General features: G+C 70.0%; 19 protein-coding genes. 12 read left to right on the forward strand and 7 right to left on the reverse strand.

Annotated elements, in window-relative coordinates; all coding sequences use genetic code 11:
- Positions 1–21: 21 nt before the first annotated feature.
- Entirely contained in the window at positions 22–1,335 is a 1,314-nt protein-coding gene (locus CIK81_RS05490; protein ID WP_241963991.1) for an MFS transporter, read from the reverse strand.
- A gap of 163 nt (positions 1,336–1,498) precedes the next feature.
- On the opposite strand from CIK81_RS05490, the gene CIK81_RS05495 reads away from it, so the two are divergent.
- A complete protein-coding gene (locus CIK81_RS05495; protein ID WP_096165833.1) occupies positions 1,499–2,074 on the forward strand; it encodes a helix-turn-helix domain-containing protein in 576 nt (191 codons plus the stop codon).
- Between the two features lie 4 nt (positions 2,075–2,078).
- Here the strand turns inward: CIK81_RS05495 and CIK81_RS05500 are convergent, their stop codons facing one another.
- Positions 2,079–3,398: a DUF4185 domain-containing protein gene (locus CIK81_RS05500; protein ID WP_114355486.1), complete on the reverse strand. Its 1,320-nt coding sequence runs from the start codon at positions 3,396–3,398 to the stop codon at positions 2,079–2,081.
- Between the two features lie 529 nt (positions 3,399–3,927).
- Between CIK81_RS05500 and CIK81_RS05505 the strand changes: the two genes are divergently transcribed.
- The 5 genes from CIK81_RS05505 to CIK81_RS05525 all read left to right on the forward strand — a co-directional run bounded on the left by CIK81_RS05505 (position 3,928) and on the right by CIK81_RS05525 (position 8,818).
- Positions 3,928–4,785 (forward strand): glycosyl hydrolase family 32, encoded by an 858-nt coding sequence (locus tag CIK81_RS05505; protein ID WP_158541933.1) that lies wholly within the window; start codon positions 3,928–3,930, stop codon positions 4,783–4,785.
- Positions 4,782–5,888, forward strand: coding sequence for an enolase C-terminal domain-like protein (locus CIK81_RS05510; RefSeq protein ID WP_114355488.1), 1,107 nt, complete (start codon positions 4,782–4,784; stop codon positions 5,886–5,888). Before CIK81_RS05505 ends, CIK81_RS05510 begins: the two co-directional genes overlap by 4 nt.
- 35 nt (positions 5,889–5,923) lie before the next feature.
- Positions 5,924–6,673, forward strand: coding sequence for an SDR family oxidoreductase (locus CIK81_RS05515; protein WP_096196514.1), 750 nt, complete (start codon positions 5,924–5,926; stop codon positions 6,671–6,673).
- A gap of 189 nt (positions 6,674–6,862) precedes the next feature.
- A complete protein-coding gene (locus CIK81_RS05520; RefSeq protein ID WP_096165828.1) occupies positions 6,863–7,807 on the forward strand; it encodes a phosphotransferase family protein in 945 nt (314 codons plus the stop codon).
- Between the two features lie 291 nt (positions 7,808–8,098).
- Positions 8,099–8,818 carry a PepSY domain-containing protein gene (locus CIK81_RS05525; protein WP_096165827.1) on the forward strand — a complete coding sequence of 240 codons (720 nt, stop codon included), beginning with the start codon at positions 8,099–8,101 and terminating at the stop codon, positions 8,816–8,818.
- Between the two features lie 397 nt (positions 8,819–9,215).
- On the opposite strand, the gene CIK81_RS18695 is transcribed toward CIK81_RS05525, so the two are convergent.
- From CIK81_RS18695 to CIK81_RS05545, 5 genes are all read right to left on the reverse strand, one after another.
- Complete coding sequence (locus CIK81_RS18695; RefSeq protein ID WP_158541934.1) at positions 9,216–9,737, reverse strand: extracellular solute-binding protein; 522 nt, start codon at positions 9,735–9,737, stop codon at positions 9,216–9,218.
- Positions 9,665–10,609 carry an ABC transporter substrate-binding protein gene (locus tag CIK81_RS18700; protein ID WP_158541935.1) on the reverse strand — a complete coding sequence of 315 codons (945 nt, stop codon included), beginning with the start codon at positions 10,607–10,609 and terminating at the stop codon, positions 9,665–9,667. The genes CIK81_RS18695 and CIK81_RS18700 overlap by 73 nt, the downstream gene beginning before the upstream one ends.
- Before the next feature lie 264 nt (positions 10,610–10,873).
- The gene (locus CIK81_RS05535; RefSeq protein WP_096165826.1) at positions 10,874–11,770 is read right to left on the reverse strand and encodes a carbohydrate ABC transporter permease; all 897 of its coding nucleotides are present in this window, start codon (positions 11,768–11,770) and stop codon (positions 10,874–10,876) included.
- 3 nt (positions 11,771–11,773) lie between these two features.
- Positions 11,774–12,703 (reverse strand): carbohydrate ABC transporter permease, encoded by a 930-nt coding sequence (locus CIK81_RS05540; protein WP_241963992.1) that lies wholly within the window; start codon positions 12,701–12,703, stop codon positions 11,774–11,776.
- Between the two features lie 3 nt (positions 12,704–12,706).
- Complete coding sequence (locus CIK81_RS05545) at positions 12,707–14,056, reverse strand: ABC transporter substrate-binding protein (RefSeq protein ID WP_096165825.1); 1,350 nt, start codon at positions 14,054–14,056, stop codon at positions 12,707–12,709.
- 325 nt (positions 14,057–14,381) lie between these two features.
- Here CIK81_RS05545 and CIK81_RS05550 point away from each other — a divergent pair, with 325 nt between their 5' ends.
- The 6 genes from CIK81_RS05550 (at position 14,382) to CIK81_RS05575 (ending at position 23,591) form a co-directional block, all read left to right on the forward strand.
- A complete protein-coding gene (locus tag CIK81_RS05550; protein ID WP_096165824.1) occupies positions 14,382–15,515 on the forward strand; it encodes a glycoside hydrolase family 172 protein in 1,134 nt (377 codons plus the stop codon).
- A 26-nt stretch (positions 15,516–15,541) separates the two neighbouring features.
- On the forward strand, positions 15,542–17,191 hold the full coding sequence (locus CIK81_RS05555) for a fucose isomerase (protein WP_241963998.1): 1,650 nt from the start codon (positions 15,542–15,544) through the stop codon (positions 17,189–17,191).
- A 35-nt stretch (positions 17,192–17,226) separates the two neighbouring features.
- Positions 17,227–18,279 carry a LacI family DNA-binding transcriptional regulator gene (locus CIK81_RS05560; RefSeq protein WP_096165823.1) on the forward strand — a complete coding sequence of 351 codons (1,053 nt, stop codon included), beginning with the start codon at positions 17,227–17,229 and terminating at the stop codon, positions 18,277–18,279.
- Positions 18,280–18,288: 9 nt separating this feature from the next.
- The gene (locus tag CIK81_RS05565; RefSeq protein ID WP_096196521.1) at positions 18,289–19,173 is read left to right on the forward strand and encodes an aldo/keto reductase; all 885 of its coding nucleotides are present in this window, start codon (positions 18,289–18,291) and stop codon (positions 19,171–19,173) included.
- A 257-nt stretch (positions 19,174–19,430) separates the two neighbouring features.
- The gene (locus tag CIK81_RS05570) at positions 19,431–19,928 is read left to right on the forward strand and encodes an FBP domain-containing protein (protein ID WP_096165821.1); all 498 of its coding nucleotides are present in this window, start codon (positions 19,431–19,433) and stop codon (positions 19,926–19,928) included.
- Between the two features lie 75 nt (positions 19,929–20,003).
- A complete protein-coding gene (locus tag CIK81_RS05575; RefSeq protein ID WP_114355489.1) occupies positions 20,004–23,591 on the forward strand; it encodes a beta-galactosidase in 3,588 nt (1,195 codons plus the stop codon).
- Positions 23,592–23,625 lie beyond the last annotated feature (34 nt).

Consider the following 23,625-nt stretch of genomic DNA (forward strand, 5'->3'; position numbering starts at 1 on the left):
TGGGCCGGAGCGCCCGCCGGATCAGCCGGGGATGCCCGCGTGCTCCTCGGCGGTCCGCTCGGGATCGGTGCTGTCGGGATGCCCGACGGGCGTCGCGCCGTGAACGGCCCGACTGTCCTGTCCGCCCGGAACGCTCGCGTCGGGCTCGAGGTCGCGCAGCGCGTCGGCCTCGCGGGCGAGCCGGCGGCGTCGGGCCTGCACCCAGGCGGTCGTGAACACGCTGCCGGCCAGCAGCAGCACCACGGTCATCATGGTGATGACCACCGCGAAGGTCGCCGGCAGCGAGACCAGCGAGATGAGCGCGCTCGAGGTGATGATGCCCAGCGCGCTCGCGGTGCGCAGCAGCGCGAACACCTCGGCGCGGTGCTCGGGATCCACCAGGCGATCCAGGATCAGCGAATAGTAGGTGGCCAGCGGTGCGAGCACGGCGCCCACGAGCAGCGCTCCCACCACGGTGGCGGCCACCGAGTTGCCGAACCCGACCGACGCCACGCCGAGCGCGGTGATCGCGAGCCAGGCCAGGACGGTGCGCCGACGCGGCACGCGGTTGCGCACGCTCACCCAGACCCCGCCGCAGATCGAGGTCACGCACAGCGCGACGGGGAAGAGCACGCCCCATGTGGCGGGCAGGCCGAAGGACACCGCCATCGAGACGGCGCCGATCTCGATCGCGGAGATCGCGGCCGCGCTCGCCGCGGCGCACGTCAGCCACAGGGCGATGCTCGGGGTGAGGCGCATGCGGCTGCGCCGCCTCTCCGGGCCGGGCGCAGTGGCGCTCGCGACGCGGGGCAGCAGGAACATCGGGCCCATCCCGAGCACCACCATCGACCAGACCGCTGCCTGCGGGGAGATCCCGCCGAGCGCTGCCGCGAGCACCGGGGACGCCACGAAGGTGACCTCGTTGAGGGTCGCGGCGATCCCGAGCGCGCGTGGCAGCCGCGAGGCGGGCACCAGGTGGTTCAGCACGGCACGCAGGGTTCCGAAGGCGGCGCCGTTGACGAGCCCGGCCAGCGCCGCACCGCTCACCACGAGCGCGAAAGGTGCTCCGATCCCGGCGAGCACCGCGATCGCCACCAGGGCGAGGGTGCGCAGGCCGATGAGCACGCGCACGAAGGGCACGGGGGAGAAGCGTCGGCCGAACCGGGTGATCGGCACAGCGCCCACGACCTGGGCGAGCGTCATCGCGAGCATCATGGCGGCGCCGCTGGCGGCATCGCCGGTCAGCGGCAGCGCGACGAGTGCGAAGGCGATCGGCGCCGCGGCCTGCGGCATCACGAAGAGGCCCGAGGAGGCGAACCAGCGCAGCAGGGGCGTATCCGGGGTGGGACGACGCATGGGACGGACCTCCTTCGACAGGGACGGGGCGGCGCCCGGGCGGGCGCGCGCACAGGCAGACGCGACGGGCTCGCCGCATCGGGCGGGCCCGCTCTGAGCAACATAGTGCTCATCGCATCGCATGCGCAATATAGTTCCCATCACCCCGGATAGGCTCTGCGTCATGACCGGAGGAATGCGCCCTGCCGTCGTCGCTCAGCTCGGCGACCGCATCCGCGCCGCGCGCCAGGAGCTGGACCTCAGCGTCGCCGCCCTGGCCGAGCGCAGTGACGTCAGCCGCCGCATGCTCACCCAGATCGAGCTCGGTCAGGCCAACCCCTCGGTCTCGACCCTGGATCGCGTCGCCGCCGGGCTCGGCACCACCTTCGCCGCTCTCATGGGCGCCGGTGAGGGCGCCGCCCCGGACGGGATCGAGGTGTGGAGCACCGAGAACGGCAGCTGGTCCGTGCTGCTGGACGCGATCGATACCGAGCAGCTCTCCGTGGAGACCTGGAAGTGGAGGCTCGTGGGGGCCGACGAGCGCCGCGGGGGCTCGGGAGTGCCGAGCCCGGGCATGATGATCCATGTCATCGAGGGCGCCCTCGAGGTCGTGATCGGCACGGACGTCCGGGTCATCGAAGCTGGCGGCTCCGGCCGGGTGGTCACCGACAAGGAGTACGTCTATCGCGCTCGCGACGGACAGGGCGCCGTGTTCACCTCGGTCGCGCTGCAGTCGCGCGCGAAGGGCTCCGCGGGCTGACCCGTCACGCCAGTGACCGCATCCCGGCGCCGAGCCCCTCCACTCGGAACTGTTCGACGTGGTATGGCCAGTCCGGCCCCGTTCGCCACTGCGAGCACGCCAGGTGCAGATCATCCAGTGTGGAGCCGGGCAGCACATAGGGCCCGTACAGCTGCGCCACGCGCTCGTCGTCCTCCTGGTCCCAGTTGCAGCCCCACAGCAGGGTCTCGCCGAAGGGCGACTCCGTGAGGCCCACGGGGGAGTCCGCGATCAGCACGTCCACTCGGTACAGCCCGGAGTTGAACCAGGTCAGGACCCACGAGTCCTCGACGATCCGCAGGCACATCTCGCCCACCTGTCCGTCGACCGCAGCGGTCGGCTCCGCGCCCCAGGAGCCGGTGCGCTCCTCGCCCTCGCCCGTCGTCCCCCAGGTCTCGTAGGCCTCCGGGTCCAGGATCGACTCCGCGGGGACGCGCTGCAGGATGGCCTCCTTGTCCCGCTGGAAGCCGGTCGTGAGCAGGTATACGTGACCGTCGGTCGGATGCAGGGCCCAGGTGCACTGCTGGCACCGGCCCTCGAGGTGGTCACCGGGGAACATCTCGGCGGTGCGCTCCCAGCTCTCGCCGGAATCGGTCGATGTCCAGATCTCGGTGGACCCCACCGTTCCGAAGCCGTGGTTGACCATCATCCACAGGTACATGGTGTCGCCGATGGTCAGCACATCCCCGGGCAGGATCGTGGAGACCGGATCGCTGTCGTGCTCGTACTCGACCAGCTGCTCGGCGGTTCGTCCGCCCACGGCGCTGGTCCAATCCACGCCCTTCTCCAACGGGCGGTCGGGGTCGGCATAGAGGCCGACGGGGGAGCGCCACCAGCCTCCGCCCACCTTCGGCTCCTCGAAGGTGTCGCCGAAGATCATCAGGATGCGGCCGTCGGGCGTCACCGCCGGAGCGCCCAGATCGGTCGCGTCCATCCGGAACCGTGTGGTCCTCTCCGGTCCGGTGAGCGTCGCGAGGCGCGTGATCCGGGGTCGCTGATAGTCAGGATTGGGGTCCACTCCGGTGCTTCCTCCTCGTGCGGGGCGCTCCCGATCCCGGGGGCGCGCGTCGGCCGGCGGTGCGGCGAGCGACGCGGCGAGGCCCGCCGCGCCGATCGACCCGGCGCCCAGTGCCAGGACTCCGCCGCGCAGGAACGAGGAGCGCGAGACGTCCTCGTCCTCGGCGGGCAGTCCATCGGTCGGGTCGTTCTCGTGGCGACCCTCGGGAGGGCCGACGGGGCCGTCGGCAGAGCAGTCGAGGGGCTCCTCGGCAGAGCGGTCGGTCCGGGGACGGTGCGCGGGGGTCATCACAGCTCCAGTGGTGTGGTCGGCGTCACGTCGGGTGCGTTCAGCGTAGATGTTCGGCCACCTGTCAGCAAACGTTTACGCGCGGACGGGCGGCGACCCACTGCAGGGCGTCCAGTATTCGTCGCCACAACTCGATGGGTGCTGTCAGGGCAACGCACGAGGTCATGCGGTCGATGAGGTGATCCTGGGCAGAGCAGGCATATGCGGGCTCGCCGGAGACGCGGTCCACCACTCTTTACTGGCCCTTCGAGGGTCGCCTATGATTCTCATACACTGAGAAAACGATTCGTCACCGATGGAGTGCCGAACGAGTCCGATCTCGTCGATACGGGGGCAGGCCCCCGATCCGGTGGCGACGACGCACCGGGACCCGCGACGACGCTTCCGATGCCGGAGAGGAAGGGCCTTCTTTCAATCCCCACGGGCTCCCGGCCCACCGTGCGCTCACCGAGAACCTGCTGGCCCCGATCTGGCGCCGGCCCGCCATCCACCCGTTGACGCCCACCGCTCCCTGACCTGGAGAAGCCCTGTGTCCGCTGCACCCGTCCGTCTGCTCCCCGGCGCCAAGCGGCGCCTGCTCGACGCCTCGCCGTCGGCCGAGGAGCCCTGGTACATCAATGACCACACGCTGATCCGCGCGGCTGATGGCATCTGGCACGTCTTCGGGATCTGGCATCCCGAGCCGGCGGACCCGCTGGGGGAGGATCGCTTCCTCCACGCCACCGCGGCGGACCTCGAGGGCGCCCCGTGGACCGTCCACGACCCGGTGCTCCACGCACGGCCGGAGATCGGCGAGACCCACGTCTGGGCGCCGCACGTGATCGCCCACGGGGGCCGTTACTGGATGTTCTACGCGGGCGGCACGGCGGACCACACCGCCTATCGGATGACGCTCGCGACCAGCGCGGACCTGTTCGCCTGGACCCCGCACGAGCCGGCGCTGTTCACCGACGGGTTCGACGCCCGGGACCCCATGGTGCTGCGCGACGGACAGCGCTGGCTGCTGTACTACACGCGCACCTCCGCGCCCGACGGGGGCTTCCATGAGGTCGCCGTGCGCACCTCGGAAGACCTTCTGACCTGGTCGGATCCCGTTGTCGCCTATCGCTCGACTGCGTCCGGGACCGTCGGCGGCCCCACCGAATCCCCCTTCGTGATCCGCGCGGGGGAGCGCTGGGTGCTGTTCGTCTGCGACTCCGACCAGTACGACCGCACGCTCGCCTGCTGCTCCTCCGATCCGCTGCGCTTCGAGGACTCCGGCGCGCTCGACGTGGACCTGGACGAGCACTGCGCGGAGATCGTCGCCGACGGGGACCGCACCTGGATCACCGGCGGCGGCTGGGACCGCGGCGGCCTCACGATCCGCCCCCTGGAGGTGCGCGCATGAGCACCGCAGCTCTCCCGGCCGACTCCCTGACCGGGCACCGGATCACCTCCGTCGACAGCGCTCCGCTGCGCAGCAGGTATCCCCGCACCATCGGCCGCAACGCACGCCTCGGCGCCCACGGCGACGGCCCCGAGGCCCTCGCGATCACGGTGCGCACCGACACCGGGGCGAGCGGGTGGGGGATCTATGAGGGGCCCGAACCCGACCTCGGCGCCTGCATCGGCCTCCCGCTCGAAGAGATCTTCGACCCCGCCGTCGGGGTGATCGCCCCGCGAGCGCTGCCGCTGGACATCGCCCTCCACGACCTCGCCGCGACGATCCTGGGAATCCCGGTCCACAGGATGCTCGGCGGCCATGGCGCGCTGGCCGTGGACTGCTACTCCGGGGCGATCTACTTCGACGACCTGGACCCCGAGCAGGATCCGCGCGGTACGGCCGGGGTGCTCGCCTCGTGCGCGGCCGACTGGGAGGCCGGGTACAGGGCCTTCAAGCTCAAGATCGGCCGCGGGAACCGGTGGATGCCGGTGGTCGCCGGATTCGACCGTGACCTGGAGGTCCTCCAGGCGGTGCGCACCGCCTATCCCGGAGCCCGGCTGATGGTCGACATGAACGACGGCTACAGCCCGGAGCAGACCGTCCGCTTCCTCGACACGGCCCAGGAGTGGGACCTCTTCTGGATCGAAGAGCCCTTCGCCGAGCACCGCAGCGGCCTCGCGCTCGTGCGCGAGCACCTGACGCGCAACGGATCGGAGGTCCTGGTGGCCGACGGGGAGTTCGAGCCCGATGTCGGCCTCGTGCTGGACCTGGCCCGTGAGGGACTGCTGGACGTGCTGCTCATGGACGTCCTGTCCTTCGGGTTCACCGCCTGGCGTCGCCTCATGCCGACCGTCCACGAGATCGGCGCGGTCGCCTCGCCGCACGCCTGGGGTCACCCGTTGAAGACCCTGTATGCCGCGCAGCTCGCCGCAGGCCTGGGGAACATCGACGTCGTCGAATCGGTGCCCGGCACGACCGACGGGGTCGACGCATCCGCCTACCGGTTGCAGGATGGACGCATCACGCTGCCCGCGACGCCCGGCTTCGCCCTCGAGCTCAGCGGGTGAGATCGCCGGCAGCGCCGCAGAGGGAGGAGTCAGCAATGGCACAGGTCATCGCCGTCGTCGGAGCGACAGGAACGCTCGGCGCGAGAGTCGTCGAGAAAGCCCGCGCCGACGGACACGAGGTGCGGGAGATCGCCCGGTCCACAGGCATCGACATCATGACCGGGCAGGGCCTGCCCGCGGCGCTCGCCGGAGCCGACGTGATCATCGACTGCGTCAAGCCGCCCACCCTCGAGGCGACGGAGGCCACGCAGTGGTTCGGCCGGGCGATGGAGACCCTCGGCGCGGCCGCCATGGACGCGGGGATCTCGCGCACCGTGGTCACCTCGATCATCGGGATCGACCACATGCAGGATTATGGGTTCTACCGTGCCCAGCTCGCCCACGAGCAGGCCGCGCGCGAGCATTGCCCCGGACCGGTGACCGTGCGGGCCACCCAGTTCCACGACTTCGTGGGGAACATGCTGCAGCGCGAGGGCGACCAGCTGACCATCATGGACGTGCCCTCCCAGCCCGTCGACACCCGCGAGGTCGCCCGCGTGCTGCTCCGGGCCGCGCTGGAGGAGCGCCCCGAGGAGCTCGTCCAGGTCGCCGGGCCGCAGGTCGAGAACACGCTGGACCAGGCGCGGCGCCTGCTCGCCGTCCGCGGGGACGACACCGCCGTCGTCGGCGTGACGCCGAGCGCGTCGATGGCCCAGGGCGGCATGCTGCCCGGGCCCGAGGTGCCGGCCGTCGGCCCCACCTATGCGCAGTGGCTCGCCGAGCACGAGCCACGGCCCCACGGCTGAGCCTCGAGACTTAGTCGGAGTCGGAGTCGGAGTCGGAGTCGGAGTCGGAGTCGGAGCCGGAGCCGTGGTCAACCCCCGCGGCCCAGCACCGCCGCGCACAGCGGTCCACGACCGCGGGTCGGCCCTCGGCGCGGGACCAGCGCCGGATATTCCCGTGCGGCCCGCTTCCGGCCGTGCCAGGGTGAGGCCATGACGCTCCGCCTGACCTGGTCCGACTTCCCTGACCGGTTGCGCGCACGCCTCGAGGAGGTCCTGGGCGGCCCCGTGGTGGGCACGCACTCCTGCCGGGGCGGCTTCTCCTCCAGCAGCGCGGAGATCCTGCGTTCGTCGGCGGGCCGTCGCCTCTTCGTGAAGGCGGTGCGGGAGCAGGACAACCCCGGCTCGATGAGGCTGAACCGGGCGGAGGCCACCGTGCTCGAGCAGATGCCGGACGCGGCGCCGGTGCCCGCACTCGTCGCGGTCATCGAGCAGGACGAGTGGTTCGTCCTGGTCACCGAAGCAGCACCGGGGGAACTGCCTGCAGAGCCCTGGGACCCTGCACAGCTGGACCAGGTGCTCGCCGCGTTCGACGCCCTGCAGGACGCGACCACTCCCTGTCCGGTACCTGGCCTGCCGAGCGTCGCGGAGTCCCTCGGTCCCGACATGCTGGGCTTCGACCGCGTCGCCGAGGATCCGCCGACGGGTCTGGACCCCTGGCTCGCCGCACGGCTCGACGAGCTGCGCGCCGCTGCCCGCCGCGGCATCCACGCGCTGGACGGCGACACCCTGTGCCACTCCGACGTGCGTGCGGACAACCTCCTGATCGTCGACGGGGGCGGGCACATCGACGGGGGCGAGGTGAGCATCGTGGACTGGGCGTGGGCCTCACGGGGCAGCCGGGTCGCCGACGCCCTCCAGCTGCTCTCCTCCGTCGAAGACGTCGGCGGCACGCTCGCCGTGAACGCCAGGGCCGACGCCGTGCTGGATGCCCACGGCCTGCCGCGGCAGGTGGGCTCCGACGTGTTCGCAGGGATCCTCGGCTTCTTCGTCGACGCCTCCCGCTGGCCCCGCGACCCGAGCCTGCCGCTGCTCCAGCAGCACAGGATCCAGCGGCGCGACTCCCTGCTCGCCCTCGTCCGGGAGCGCTGGGAATAACGGCGAGGAGTCCGCTCGAGCCTCACGGGCCGGCTCACGGGTCCGCCGACGGACCGGCTCAAGGGCGCGTTCAGCGACCCGCTCACGCGCCTGTTGACGGACCAGGCGGTCACGAACCGTCGTGCCCTCATCGATTCTGCATCGATGCAGGTCATGCCGTGAACCGCAGTGCCCACCCGGATCCCTCACCGATCACACCTCCCCGTTCGGAGGCATCGGACGTAGCCTCGAGAGCACGATTCAGTGACTGAATCCGTCCGGCACCGTCGGGCGCAGCGAGAGGAGAGTCGGATGACCACACGACGCGGACTGTGGAGCAAGGCGGCCCTGGTGGCCACGAGCGGGATCCTCGCCGTCGGCGCGGTGGGCTGCAGCAGCGACTCCGACGACTCCGGTGGCGGCGCGGATGATGGCGCCTCGACGACCCAGAGCGACGCCGGCGGCGACGAGGGGATGAGTGGCGCAAGCGGCAGCAGCGACTCCGGGGGCGCCAGCGATTCCGGTGGTGCCAGTGACTCGGGTGGTGCCAGCGACGCCGGCGGAGACACCTCCGCGAGCGCCGACGACTACGGCCCCGACACGGACCTGCGCACCGACGCGCCGCCGGTCCAGGCGGAGGACGCTGTCGAGACCGCGCAGGGCGAGGTCGGCGACGGCACGCTGCACGCCGTCGAGCTCGACTACGACGAGTCCGACAGCGCCTGGCAGTGGGACGTGAAGATCCTGGCGGGCACCACGGACCACAAGGTCGTGATCGACGCGGTGACCGGTGAGGTGGTCGCCGACGAGAGCGAGACGACCGATGACCAGGAGAAGGCGATCGACCTGAACGATCCCATGACGTACGACGACGCTCTCAAGGCCGCCACGGCCGAGCGCGACGGCGAGCTGCGCGGCTGGAAGCTCGAGTATGACGACGGAATGATCCAGTACCAGTTCGACATCGCCGACGGCGCGGACGAGCAGGAGGCCACCGTCGACGCCGAGACCGGCGACGTCACCGTCGACTGATCCTCGCCTCACGCCTCACGCCTCACGCCTCTCGCCTCTCGCCTCTCGCCTCACGCCCACTGCCCAACGCCCAACCGCTCAACTGTTGGGCACTCGGGCTGTCCAGCTGCTCGGTACCCCCAGTCGCGCGCCGGATTGGGGCCAGGTCTGAGGGACGTGGGCCTGGGCGATGCGCTCCTGTGTCACGGGCGGGCCGCTGGTGAGGTCATCTGGCTATATCGCCCGTGCGCCTCACCATCGGCCCGTCGGCGACGCCCCGTCACTGTCGGCTTGTCGGTGACGCTTCCTCACCATCGGCCCATCGGTGATGCCCTCTCACGAACGGTCTGTCGGTGACGCGCCCTTATTGGTGGCTCTTCGCTGACGTCCGTCGGAGGTCGGGAGCGCGTGCGACGGATCAACGGTCGAAGTGAGGGTCCGGTTCGCCGAACCCGTCGGGGAGCGTGACCGGACAGAACTGCTGCATCGTGGGATCGACATAGGCCTGGGCCGTCTTGATCGCCTCGTCGGGGCTCTGCGACTGCTGGTTGAGGCTGTCCTGCATCATCATCATCGCGTCCCAGAGCTTCGTCCCGACGGGCAATGGCGGTCGGGAGCGGGCGAACTCCATGATCTCGACGAAGAACTCGATGCTCGAATCCCAGGCCCGATCGTCCTGGACCGCCTCCAGGCTGGTGGGGATCCGGGAGATCTGCGGCATGAGGATGCGCTGTCCCTCGTAGCCGGCGTAGAACGTCATGAGCTTCCAGGCGGCCTCGGACATGCTCGAGCCCTTCGGCATCGCGAGGCCGAATCCGCCGGCCCAGGTGAAGGGATCGTCCGCGCTGTCGGCGACGGGAACGTGGGTCACCCCGTAGCGCATGTCCGGCCTGTAGTCGTGCTGGGCCTGCACGCCCCAGGGTCCGGAGATCTGGAACATCTGCCGGTCGGAGAAGAAAGAGGTCTGCGTCGGCGGGGCGTTCGGCGGCTCGTACGTCGCCTTGAGGCGTCGACCCGGGAGAACTGGAGCCGCTCGACCCAGCTCGCGTACTCGGTCGCGACGTCCAGCATCTCCGGGGAATCGAGCGTCATGCCGCAGGTGCTGTCGTCGAAGAACCTCACTCCGGAGGCCATCGCCCACATCATCAGCGACGCTTCGCCGTCCCACGGGATCCAGGTGATCCGCTCGTAGGTGCCCTGCTCGTCCTGGAGATCGAAGGCGTCGCTGATCTCCCACATCTGCTCCAGCGTCATCGGTCCGCCCGCCGGGTCGAGCAGCTCCGGGTCCACGCCGGCCTCGTCGGTGAGGTCCTTGTTGTAGTACATGGCGCGGGTGTCCGTGTCCATCGGGAGGCCGTACCACTGGCCGTCGTAGAGCAGCTCGTCCGTCGAGAACTTCACCCAGTTCGCCATGAACTCCTCGGGCTCGACGCCCTCGTGCTCCCGGATCAACTCATCGATCGGTTCGAGCAGGCCCAGGGAGGCCATCTCGGCGCCGCTGAATCGCCCCATGAAGTAGACGTCCGGTCCCGTCCGTCCGCGGACGGCCGTGATCACCGAGGAGGCGTCCCCCTGCGAGCTGCTGGGAACCTGCGAGACGGACACCGTGATCCCGGGATTCTGCTCGGTGAAGGCCTCGATGACATCGGCTTCCTTGTCCACGTCGCTCGCCCAGATGCCCCACATGGTCACGGTGTTCGGATCCCGGTCGGATCCGGTGGGGCGATCGGTGCATCCGGTGATGGCCCCGCCGGTCACGGAGACCGCGCCCCCGGCCGCGAGGGCGCGCAGGAATGCCCTCCGGTCGATCATGGGGAAGCCTCGGGAGCCATGCCGCTCGGGCGGTGAGGAACGTTCATCATCGGCCTTTCCACGGGAACGGCAGACCGGTGAGGACAGACCGGTCCGGTCTCTCACGCTATCCAGCAGCGACGGTGCCGGATAGGCCGCAGACAGACGCACGAGTTCGCTGGACGGACGCCGGTGTCGTCCTGCTGCTCCCTGCCGAGCGCGCTTCAGCGTTCTCGGTGCTGTGTGCGCCTCACCATCGGCCCGTCGGCGACGCGGGGCATGCCCTTACTTCAGCCCCGCCATCTTGATGTTCGCGATGATCTGCCGCTGGAAGATCAGGAACAGGACGATCACGGGCGCTGCGGCGAGCGTGGACCCGGCCATGAGCATCGCCAGTTCGCTCGAGCGCTCGGAGCGGAAGGTCGCGAGGTACTGCTGCACCTGGTAGAGATCCGGGCTGGTGATCGTCATGACCGGCCAGACGTAGGCGTTCCAGAACACCAGGAACGAGGTGATGCCGACCACGACGAACGGCGGTTTCGACAACGGGACGAACAGCTTCACGAAGATCTCGAACTTGCCGCAGCCGTCGATCATCGCGGCCTCCTCGAGGCTGCGCGGGATGTTCAGGTAGAACTGGCGGATGAAGAAGACATGCACCGCGGCGGCGGCTCCGGGCAGGATCAGCACGGCGAGCGTGTCCAGCATGTGCAGTTTCGTGACCACGATGAACGAGGTCAGCAGGATGGTCATGCCGGGGATGAACATGGTCGAGATGACCACCACCCATAGGGCCCGTTTGAAGTGGAAGTCCAACCGCGCGAAGGCGTAGGCGGCGAAGGAGTTCACGGTGAGGCTCAGCAGGGTGAACAGCACCGCGCCCAGCCCCGTGATGGCCAGGGTCCGCACGAATGCGGGGTCGTCGAGGATCGTCCGGTAGTTCTCCAGGCGCCAGACCTCGGGGAAGAACTGGAACGGGGTGCGCACCACCTCCTGCTTCGACTTGAAGCCGGCGATCGCCATCCAGGCCAGCGGGAACAGCGCCGCACCGATGATGAGCACGGCGACCGCGACGCGGACCATGCCTGCCAGCACTCTGGTGGGAGTGAGGGCGCGACGGCGCCTGACCACCGGGGGCGACGTGACGGCGGTGGAGCCGGAGGGCTCGTGGGTGAGGGTCATCGGTCAGTCCACCAGCTTCTCGGAGCTCAGCACGCGGAAGATCAGGGCGGAGATCGCTCCGAGGACGAGGAACAGCAGCAGCGCCGCCGCGATCGAATAGCCCTGGTAGGTGTCCCCGCGGAAGTGGTTGAAGATGAAGAGGTTGGGCAGTGTGGTGGAGTCGAGGGGACCGCCGCCGGTCATCACCAGCGGCAGCTCGTACTGCTGGATCGCCGCCACGAAGCCCGTGATCAGCAGGTACAGCAGCACGTTCTTCATCTGGGGGATCGTGATGTACAGGGTGCGCTGCCACCAGTTCGCCCCTTCGAGCTCTGCCGCTTCGTAGAAGCTCTCCGGGACGTCGAGCATCGCGGCGATCATGATCAGCGTCATCAGACCGAGGCCCATCCAGATCGCCGGCACCGCGATCGCCGGCAGGGCCAGTCGGACGTCGCCGATCCAGGCCTGGTCCTCGATGCCGACCAGGCCCACGACGGCATTGAGGAGACCGCCGGAGTACTCATAGATCAGGGCGAATGTGATCGAGGTGATCACCGCGGAGATGATCGTCGGGATGTAGACGGAGATCTTCAGAGCGGTGCCCAGGCGCTTGCCCACCCCTGTCACGAAGCTCGCGATGAGGAACGACAGCAGCAGCTGGATGGGCAGTGTCATGAGCACGAACAGCACTCCGCGCCGGATCGCGGCCCGGAACTCCGGGTCGGTGAGTGCGTTGGTGAAGTTCCGCAGGCCGACGAACTCCGAGTCCTGGTAGAAGCTCCAGTTGAAGAAGCTCAGGTAGATCGCGTAGATCGTCGGCACGATGACGAAGATGCTCAGCAGGATCAGCACCGGTGCGAGCATCAGGAACGCGATGCGGTCATCGCGGGGAGGGTGTGCTCTCAGCGGTGTGCCGTCCGCGGAGCGGGGCGGGGACGTGACGGTCGTGGACACCGGTCAGTCCTGCGGTGCCTTGCCCGCGAGCTCCTCGCGGTCGATGACCTTCTGGATCTCCGTGCCGGCGGCCTTGAGCGCGGCGGCGGGATCCTCGCCGTTCATCCCCTTCTCCAGGGCTTTGCCCATGGCGAGCAGGATGTCCCAGGGGTAGGAGGGATTGGAGATCGAGGCCGGCGCGATGTCCTCGCTGACCACGGCGGACCACGGTGCGTCGTCGGCCTCCGGGGCGGCCTGGACGGCGTCGGCGACGGAGGGCCGGGCCGGTGCCTTGGTGAACTGGGTGCCGACGAAGAACGGCACCAGGTTCTCGACGTCCCCGGCGAGGCACCAGGACACGAAGTCCGCGGCGGCCTCGGGCTGCTCGGTCTTGGCGTCGATGACCCACTTGAAGTTGCCCAGCGTGGCCACGGAGTCCGAGAGGTCTCCGTCGCTGGTCGGGAACGGCGCGATGCCGGTGGAGTCCAGGAGCTCCTCGTAGTCCGAGGCGATCTCGCTGAACGCCCAGGAGCCGGAGGTCATCATGGCGCACTTCTTCTCGCCGTAGGCCTTCGCCTCGACATAGGGTCCCAGCGGCTGCTTGGGGATGTAGCCCTTCTCCCGCAGCGTCTTGTAGAAGCCCAGCAGCTCCTCGTACTTCGGGTCGTCGGTATCGGCCTCGGACCAGTCATCCGTGATGGGGAAGTGCCCGGACACCTGGTACTGCTGGCCCACCGTGGCCCACGCGAAGGTGTCCTGGTCACCGGCGGTGGTCAGCGCGAAGGTGCCATCGGGGAGGGCGGGGAGGAGCTTCTCGCAGGTCTCGTAGAGCTCGTCCCAGGAGGTCGGAGGCTTCTCGGGATCCAGGCCGGCCTCCTCGAACATCTCCTTGTTCCAGAACAGGGCGGACTGCGGCTCGAGCAGGAGCGGGTATCCGTACACCTTCCCGTCGACGGTCACGAGCTCCTTGGCCTGGTCGGTGAGGTCGTCCAGCTGCTCGGCGTCGAGCAGGTCGTCGAGGGCGAGGAACTGTCCCAGCCGCGCTCCCTCGTCCATCGTGGAGGGGTCGGTGTAGACATCGGGCATGGTGCCGGCGGCCTGGGCGGACTTCACGCGCTGCTCCCAGGCGTCGGCCGGGACCTCGACGTCCGTGACGAAGTACGTGTCCTGGGCGTCGTTGTACTGCTTGACGATGTCCGCGTACCACTCGTTCTCGAACGGCGTGAACGTGCGGTGCCAGAACTCGATCTGCGTGCGGTCTCCTGCCGCGTCGGCGTCGTCCTTGGACTGGCCGGGGGTTCCGCTGCCGCAGGCGGCGAGCGAGGCGGCCGTGGCGGAGAGTCCCGCTGCGGAGAGGAGAGTACGTCGTTTCATGGTGCTGCTCCTTGTGTCAGTGCCGACGGATCGTGCCAGGAGCTGCGGGTCATCCGGAGCAGCTCCAGGCGCGCGGACGGATCTCACGGGACGCACGTCGGTGTGCGGTCCGCCGGTCGGAAACGGGCGGTAAACGATTACGTGCCAATGTATCCACGAGTGAGAAACGTGTCAACGGTCACAGGACGCAATGGCATGACGTGCGGTGGGTGTGGTGCCATGCCTGCTCGCACCTGGGCGATGTGCCCGTTGACGGTCGCCCACACCTTCCGTATCGTGCCGGTAAACGTTTCCTGATCAACGTCGATCTTCCTAGGGGTTCCCCGTGACTCGTCCTGTTCGATCCCTCTCCTCCCTCGCCCGTCTGCGCCCCGTGCGGACCCGCTCCATCAGCCCCGAGAACTTCGACGGCTCGCCGTCCGGAGGCGGCCGCGCCACCGAGGGGACCGGCGCCGAGGCGGCGCGGGACCTGGGTCAGGGCTGGAAGGTCTCGCCGAGCGTGGACGTGAAGGCGGGGGAGACCTTCACCCTCGCCGACATCGATTCCGCCGGTGTCATCACGCATATCTGGATCACCACCCACACCGACCACTGGCGCCAGCTCGTGGTGCGTGCCTACTGGGACGGCAGCGAGGAGCCCGCGGTCGAGGTGCCCTATGGCGACTTCTTCGCCAACGGCTGGGGAGTGTTCGCCCAGGTCGACTCGCAGATGGTCGCGGCGAACCCGCACGGCGGCTTCAACTCCTACTGGCCGATGCCCTTCCGGGAGGGAGCCCGGCTCACCCTGGAGAACACCTCGGACGCCGACGCCCGCGTCTACTACCAGGTGACCTACGAGCTGGGCGGCGACCACGGCGAGGATGCCTACTTCCACGCCCAGTGGCGCCGGTCGGACCCGCTTCCGGAGGTGACCGAGCACGTGCTGCTCGAGGGCATCGAGGGCCAGGGTCAGTACGTGGGCACCTACATCGCCTGGGGCGTGCACTCCAACGGCTGGTGGGGCGAGGGCGAGATCAAGTTTTACCTGGACGACGACGATCCCGAGGCGGGCTTCCCCACCATCGCCGGCACCGGCACCGAGGACTACTTCGGCGGCGCCTGGAACTTCGACGTCCCCGGTGAGGGCTACACCGCCTTCTCCACCCCGTATCTGGGGACGCCGCAGGTGATCCGGCCCGACGGCCTCTACATCGCCCAGCAGCGCTTCGGGATGTACCGCTGGCACGTGGCGGATCCGATCCACTTCACCACGGGCCTGCCCCGCGTCGACATCCAGGCGCTGGGATGGAAGAGCGCCGGCCGCTACCTGCCGCTGCGCGACGACATCGCCTCGACCGCGATCTTCTACCTCGACCGGCCCGCGACCGCCCGGCCCGAGGCGCCGAGCTTCGACGCCATGGAGATCCACCTCGGATCCGGCCCCGGACCGCACAGTCCCGCCGGCCCCGCCCGCGCCTGACCTCCGCCTCACGACCAGGGAGAACCATGACTGCCGCCTACCAGATGCCCACCGTCCGCGACGAGATCCCCGCTCCGGACAGGACCGTCGTCCTCATCCCCAGCGGCGACCTGCGCGAGAGCGCGAACGTTCCCGCCTGGCCCTTCCAGCAGGAGCTCGAGCGGCTCGTCGGCGAGGCCGTCGAAGCGGCCGGATGGACCGTCCAGCGCGGCTTCGAGCCCGACGCGGAGTTCGGTCACGGCTTCATCCGCTCCCAGCGCATGGGCATGGAGGTCTTCCAGGACATCCCGCCCGAGGCCCCGCTGATCGTCGCGACCGCCAACTGGCAGTACAGCCACCACGTGCTCGCGGGCCTGCGCACCCATCGAGGCCCGATCCTCACCGTCGCGAACTTCGCCCCGGAGTGGCCCGGACTGGTGGGCCTGCTGAACCTCAACGGCGGGCTGACGAAGATGGGTCGCGGATACTCCACGCTCTGGACCGTGGACGGCACCGACGACTTCTTCCGCGAGGGCATCGCCACCTGGATCGCCACCGGCGAGCTGGCCCACGATGAGTCCCACGTGCGCCCGCTGCCTCACCTGCCCCGCACTCCCGAGGTCGAGCTGGGGCGCGCGCTCGCCGATCAGCTGATGGCCGACAAGGCCATCATCGGGATCTTCGACGAGGGCTGCATGGGCATGTACAACGCGATCATCGACGACGAGATGCTCAACCCCCTGGGCATCTACAAGGAGCGCCTGAGCCAGTCCGCGCTGTGGGCCGAGATGCAGACGGTCACCGACGAGGAGGCCGACGCCATCGGCGCCTGGCTGCGCGAGGCCGGGATGACGTTCCGGCTCGGCACCGATGAGGCCACCGAGCTCACCGAGTCCCAGCTGCGCAGCCAGTACGCGATGTACATCGCGGCGCTGCGCATCAGCGACGACTTCGGCCTGGATGCTGTGGGTATCCAGTACCAGCAGGGCCTGAAGGACGTCACCCCCGCCTCCGACCTGGTCGAAGGACTGCTCAACAACGTGCAGCGCCCGCCGGTGACCAGCCGTGACGGCTCCCGGGTGCTGTGGGAGGGCGAGGCCCTGCCGAACTTCAACGAGGTCGACGAGGGCGTCGCGGTCGACGCCCTGGTCACCCATCGCCTCTGGACCGCGATGGGCATGGATCCCGCCACCACGCTGCACGACGTGCGCTGGGGGGAGGAGTTCGACGGGCAGTACGTGTGGGTCTACGAGATCTCCGGATCCGTCCCGCCCAGCCACTTCGCCGGCGGATATGCCGACGCCGAGGGCTGGCGCCAGGGCCCGGAGTTCTTCCCGGCCGGCGGCTCGACGATCAACGGCGTCTCCAAGCCCGGCGAGATCGTCTGGTCCCGGGTCTACGTGCAGGACGACATCCTGCACGTCGACATCGGCCGCGGCAGCGTCGTCGAGCTGCCCGAGGAGGAGGTCCGTCGGCGCAAGGAGGCCACGAACCCCGAATGGCCGATCGCCAGCGTCGTGCTGCACGGCGTGAGCCGGGACCAGTTCATGGGACGGCACAAGGCCAACCACGCCCAGCTCGTCTACGCTGATGACGCAGCCGCCGCCGATCGCGCGCTCTCTGCGAAGGCGGCGCTGTTCCACCGCCTCGGGGTGACCGTGCATCTGTGCGGTGACGCCGTCATCGTCGAAGACTGAGCAGACGGCTCGTGCCGAGCGTGAAGAGGAGCCCCATGGTGTCGCCGAGACCCACGATCCTGGATGTCGCCCGGACGGCCGGGGTCTCCTCGGCGACGGTCTCCCGGGTGATCAACGGCGCCGCGAGCGTCGACAAGGAGCTCTCCCGTCGGGTGCGTGCCGCCGTGCGGTCGACGGGCTACGTGCCCAACGCCATGGGGCGCTCGCTGCGGCGCGGCGGCACCTCCCAGATCGCGGTGGTCGCGCCCGACGCGGCGAACCCGTACTTCACGCAGATCATCAGCGAGGTCGAACGGATCGCGCGCGGCGATCACCAGTCGGTGACGATCGCACACACCGAGGACGATCTCGAGATCGAGCGGGAATGCTTCGCGCAGCTGGTGGGCCGTCACGTCTCCGGGGTGCTGCTCGTCCCGGTGCACAGCACCCTCACGGATCTCTCCCCGCTCACCGAGGCGGGGATCCCGGTGGTGCTGGTGGACCGCTGGATCGAGGGGGCGAACACCGACCTGGTCGCCACCGACAACCTCGACGCCGGCCGCCAGGCCGCCCGCCACCTCCACGAGCGCGGCTACCGCCGGCCGGCCGTGATCGGCGGGCCCTCCCAGCTGCGCACCACCGAGGATCGCGTCAGTGGATATCTCGCCGCCTGGCGGGAGGCGGGGATCGAGCTCGACGAGACGGTCGTCCTGCGCGGTGACCTGCAGCTGGAGTCCGGCGCGGCGCTGATGGCGCAGATCCTCGCGGAGGGCGACGCCGACTGCGTCTATGTCACGAACAACCGGATGTCCGCCGGGGCGTTCGAGGCGATGCGCGGCCGGGACGACGCTCCGGCCCTGCTCGCGACCGACGACGACCTGTGGACCCGTCTGGTGACCCCGTCGGTCTCCGTCGTCCATCAGCCGGTGCGCGCCACCAGCCGCGCCGCCGCACGCATGCTCGGCCAGCGCATCGCCAATCCGGACGAGGAGCCCTCCACGACGCTGCTGCGCTCGAAGATCATCGAGCGCGAATCCACGCAGCGTGGGCGGCGGCCGCGGACCGACGGCTCCTGGACGCCTCGTGACGCAGGCCACGCATCGTCCTAGGCTGAGGGCATGACTGCACCCACCCGCCGTATCGGCTCCCTGTCCGTCTCCGCCCTGGGCCTCGGCGCCATGCCCCTGTCCATGGGGCGCGGCGAGCCCGCCCCGGCCGATCGTGCGACGGCCACGATCCATGCCGCGCTCGACGCCGGCGTGACCCTCCTCGACACCGCTGACATCTATGCCCCGAGCTGGGACACGATGGGCCACAACGAGGAGCTCGTGGCCGAGGCGCTGCGCAGCTGGGGCGGCGATCGCTCCTCCGTCACCCTCGCGACCAAGGGCGGCATCACCCGCTCGGCCGAGGGCGGCGGCCGCGACGGCTCCGCCTCCTATCTCCGCTCCGCGCTCGAGAAGTCGCTCGCCGCCCTCGAGATCGACTCGGTGGACCTCTACTACTGGCACCGCCCGGATCGCAGCATCCGCTACGCCGAGGGCGTCGAGGCGCTCGCCGCGCTGAAGGAGGAGGGTCTGATCCGCGAGATCGGCATCTCCAACGCGAACGTCGAGGAGATCGACGTGGCCCTCGAGGTGCTCGGCGACGGGGGCCTGGCCGCCGTGCAGAACGAGTTCTCACCCACCTTCTTCCACACCAGCCGCCGCGAGCTCGAGCACTGCGGCAAGCACGGCATCGCGTTCGTGCCGTGGTCCCCGCTGGGCGGCACCGGTGGCGGCGCGAGCGCGGTGGGGGAGAGGTTCCCGCAGATCCAGCGCATCGCCGAGTCCCACGGTGTGAGCCCGCAGCAGGTGGTCCTGGCCTGGGAGCTCTCGCTGGGAGAGCACGTCGTCCCGATCCCCGGCGCGAGCCGTCCCGAGTCGATCAGCGACTCCGCCCGCGCGATGACCCTCGAGCTGAGCGTCGAGGATCTCGAGCAGCTGAACCAGATCATCGCCTGATCCCGGTGTCTCGCGGGCCACGCCGCACGGGAATCCCCTTGTCGAGGTTCCCGTGCGGGCGTAGCGTTGCCGCGTCCACGACGAAAGGGAGACAGCATGCGCACGACGCCTGCGGGAAGCGGGGCGGCCCACGCGGCCTGCTCGGCCTGACCCGGCGTGCTCAGCACGCCGTCACGCACTCTTCCTGAACTCCCTGCGCGCCGCGCGATCCCGCCGGATGCGGGACGCTGCCGCGCGCCCGTCGTGAGGACACCCCCATGATTCCCCTGACCGAAAATCTGATCCGCAGCTCCTTCGTCAACGCCAGCAAGGGCGACGCGAAGCGGGCCGCCATCCCGTCGCTCGATGCCGTCCGCTGGGACGAGCTGGAATGCTTCGGCTGGCAGGACTCCCGTCGGCCCCAGCTGCACTACGTGGTGCTCGAGGTCGACGACCAGCCCGTGAGCATCATGCTGCGCGGTTCCGACAAGACCGCCGCGCGGAAGATGATGTGCGCCTGGTGCGAGGACATCGTCGACGGCCTCCACGCCGCATCGTTCGTCGCGCCGCTCGGCGGCCCCGGCGGCCGACGGGGCAACACCGTCGGGACCTGGCTGTGCGCCGACTTCCGGTGCTCGCGCAACGTGCGCCGGGCGCCGACGGCGTTCGAATCGCAGACGGAGGACGAGCACCTGCTCGCCTTCCATCGGGAGCAGCGGATCCAGAGGCTGCGGGAGCGCTCCGAGAGCTTCGCCCGCACCGTCATGGCCGGCTGACTGCCCGAGACTCCTGTAAAACGTTCAGCGGTCTGCTAACGTCCGAGTCCCGACCGCTCGACGAGGAGTTCCCGCATGTCCCCAGTGCGCCCGACCCTGCCCGCTCTGAGCCGGAAGGGGTTCCTGCGACTGGGGGCCTGCGCCTCGGGCGCCGCGGTGGCCGGCACCGCAGCCGGCCCGGCCCTCGCGGCCGGGCCCGCGCCCCTCGCCCCGGCCACCCCGAGCGGCCTGGCCGCCCCGAGTGCGCCCTCCGCGGTCGACGCGAGGGCCTCCACCGCCGATCTTCTGCGCGGCACCTCGCGCTTCCCCGGCAACGACGGGCGGGCGCACACGGTCACCTGGGACGAGCACTCCTTCCTGGTGGACGACGAGCGCCTGCTCCTCTACTCCGGCGAGATCCATCCCTGGCGAGTGCCGGCCCCGGCGCAGTGGCGTGACCTGCTGCAGATCCTCAAGGCGGCCGGCTTCACGGCGGTCTCCTTCTACTTCTTCTGGGGGCTGCACCAGTCCGCGCCCGACGGGGAGTTCGACTTCAGCGGGATCAAGGACGTGGACCTGCTGCTGACCATGGCGGCGGAGGAGGGGCTCTACGTCATCGCCCGCCCCGGCCCCTATGTGAACGCCGAGATCTCGATGGGCGGCTTGCCCGCCTACATGACCAACCGGGCGGCCGGCCTGCGCTCGACGGATCCGCAGAACCTCGCGGACTCCTGCGCCTGGCTGAGCGCGATCAACGAGATCATCACCGCCCATCAGGTGACCGACGGCGGCGGCAGCGTGCTCATGTACCAGGTGGAGAACGAGCTGATCAGCGAGGATGCGGAACGCTCGGCGTTCCTGCGCGCGCTGTCCGATCACGTGCGCTCCACCGGGATCACCGTGCCGCTGTTCCACAACGACTACGGCATGGGCGGGCGCTTCGCGGACACCGAGAAGCACGGCACCGATTTCTACGCCTACGATCACTACCCGCTGGGTTTCAACGCGGGCGGGGACAGGGCACGCATCGGCGAGTCGGAGGAGGGGTACCGCCAGATCAGCCCGGACACCCCGCAGTTCATCACCGAGTCCCAGGGCGGGGCCTTCACCCCGTGGGGCGCCGCCTTCGACTCCCATCAGGCCTACGAGTTCACCGACCCCGCCTTCACCCGGCAGTGGGGCGTGCGGAACCTCGCGGGCGGTGTCACCGCGTTCAACTACTACATGGCCTTCGGCGGCACGAACCTCGGTTACACCGGATCGCCGTCCTCGGGCTTCACGAGCTACGACTACGGCGCCGCGATCACCGAGGACCGGGAGCTCACCGAGAAGCTCGCGGTGCAGAAGGAGCTGGGCTACCTCCAGCAGGCCGTCGGACAGATCGCCTCGATGACCCCGGTCGCGCCGCAGCCGGTGCCCGAGCTCGACGGCGGTGCGATCCAGGCCTACCAGCGTCTGTCGACGGACGATCTCACCGCGGCGACCGAGGGTGGCGCTCCGCGCCTGCTCGCCTTCCGCCTGGCCGATTCGAACGACGAGACCGACACCCGCTTCGCGACCGCGCTCGTGCTGGGGGACCCCGATGACGCCGGCGAGGACGGCCCGACGGCGGACGACCGCGATCCCGCGATCACCTACGAGGGCGACTGGACCGAGGTCGAGGACGGTACGGCCTCCGGCGGCACGCTCATGCGCACCGAGACCGCGGGGGCCACGGCGAGCTGGACCTTCACCGGCACCGCGGTGGACGTCATCACCGCGACCGGCACCGACCATGGCAGGGCGCGGGTGCTCGTGGACGGGACCGAGCACGGCACCTTCACCAGCCACGTCGACACCGAGCAGAACAAGCCCGCCCAGCAGATCAGCTACCAGGTGCAGGATCTCACCGAGGGGGAGCACACCCTGGTGCTCGAGGCCCTCGGAGAGCCGGCCGACGGCGGGGAGGGCGCCGTGGTGACCCTCGATGCGCTGGACCTGCCGGGCACCTCAGGCGACGAGGATGTGGAGATCCCGGACGGCGTGGTGGGCTGGCCCCGCGTGCCCCAGCAGGAGGACGCCTTCCTGCATCTGCACGGCCGCGACGCCCTCACCCTCGTGGCGGACATGGTGGTCGGGGAGCACGGCCTGCTGTATTCGACGGCCGCGCCCTTCGGTCCGACCCTGCCGCGGCGCGGAGGCCACCTGCAGCACCTCATCGGTCACGCGGGCGACCCGGCCGAGATCGTCCTGCATTACGCCGACGAGCCGCAGGTCGATGCACCCGACGGCGTCGAGACCGTCTGGGACGGCGAGACCGGTCAGCTCCGGCTGAACCTCACGCCCGCCGCCGAGCCGATCCAGGTCGAGATCACTGGCTCCCCGGTCACTTCTGAGGGCACCGGGGCTCCGAGCCTGCTCGCGCTGCGACTGCTCTCCCGCGACGCCGCGGCCACCACCTGGTTCCTCGGCGGACGACCCGCGGACCGGATGACCGCGACCCCCGGTACGGCCGACGCGCACGTGGTGGTCGAGGGCGCGGACCTGGCCCGCACGGTCGCCTTCTCCCGCGCCGACGCGGATCTCGTGATCGGCTCGACCGAGGCCGCCGCGGTGCGCATCGATGCGCCCGACGGCATCCGCCGGGTGCGGATCAACGGCTCCTCCCGCTCCGCGAAGGACGGCATCGTCACGTGGACGCTCCCTGAGCCCTCGGTCCCCTCCGTCCCGGACCTCGCCTTCCAGGTCGCCGACGAGGCCCCGGAGGCCGCCGACGACTTCGACGACGCCGACTGGAGGGTCGCCGATTCCACCGAGGGATCCACGGAATACCAGGGCCCCGGCCGCGGCGGCGTAGTCCTGGACTCGAACCACTACGGCTTCTACGAGGGCAGCATCTGGTACCGGGCGCGCTTCACCGCCGCCGCGGGCCGGAAGATCACGCTGCGCGGGAACGGCGGCACGGGCCAGCCCGCTCAGGGGAAGGCCCCCGCCTTCCTGCAGGTCTGGGCCGACGGCACCTATGTCGGCGCCGCCCCGGCCGACGGCACCGACCAGAACCTCACCCTGCCTGACGGCGTCGCCGTTCCGGGTGAGGACGCGGTGCTCAGCGTGCTCGTCCACAACCTCGGGCAGAACCTCGACTGGAGCGACGACGGTCTCTCCAAGCAGAACCGCGGCCTGTTCGACGCCGTCCTGCCGGCAGACGGCGAGATCACCTGGAGGATCCAGGGTGCCGAGGGCGAGGACGGTCTGCGCACGCTGTACAACGTGGGCGGGCTGCACGGGGAGCGCCACGGCTGGCATCTGCCCGCTCACGACGACTCCGCGTGGGAGCCGACCGACACCCTGACCGCGGAGTCCGCCGGCATCCGCTGGTACCGCGCCTCCTTCACGCTCGACGTGGCGGACGGCGTCGACACCGGCTGGCGCCTCGCGGTGCGCTCACCCCGTTTCGAGGACGGCCGCAGCGATGCCTGCCAGGCGGTGCTCTACGTCAACGGCTGGAACGTCGGCCTCTACATCGGGGACATCGGCCCGCAGTCCGAGTTCACGATCCCCTCCGGTCTGCTCGAGCACCAGGGCATGAACACCCTCGCCGTCTGGGTGGCGGCGAAGGAGGCCGGCGCCGGCCCCGAGACCATCGAGCTGGTCCCGGTCTTCGCCCGCACCGGGTCGATCGGGATCGCGCCGCCGCTGGTGTGACATGGACCGTGCCGGCTCGATGAGCTCAGCCCGG

Origin of the sequence: Brachybacterium sp. JB7 (genome assembly GCF_003335205.1) — a bacterium.
GTDB classification, from domain to species: Bacteria; Actinomycetota; Actinomycetes; order Actinomycetales; family Dermabacteraceae; genus Brachybacterium; species Brachybacterium alimentarium.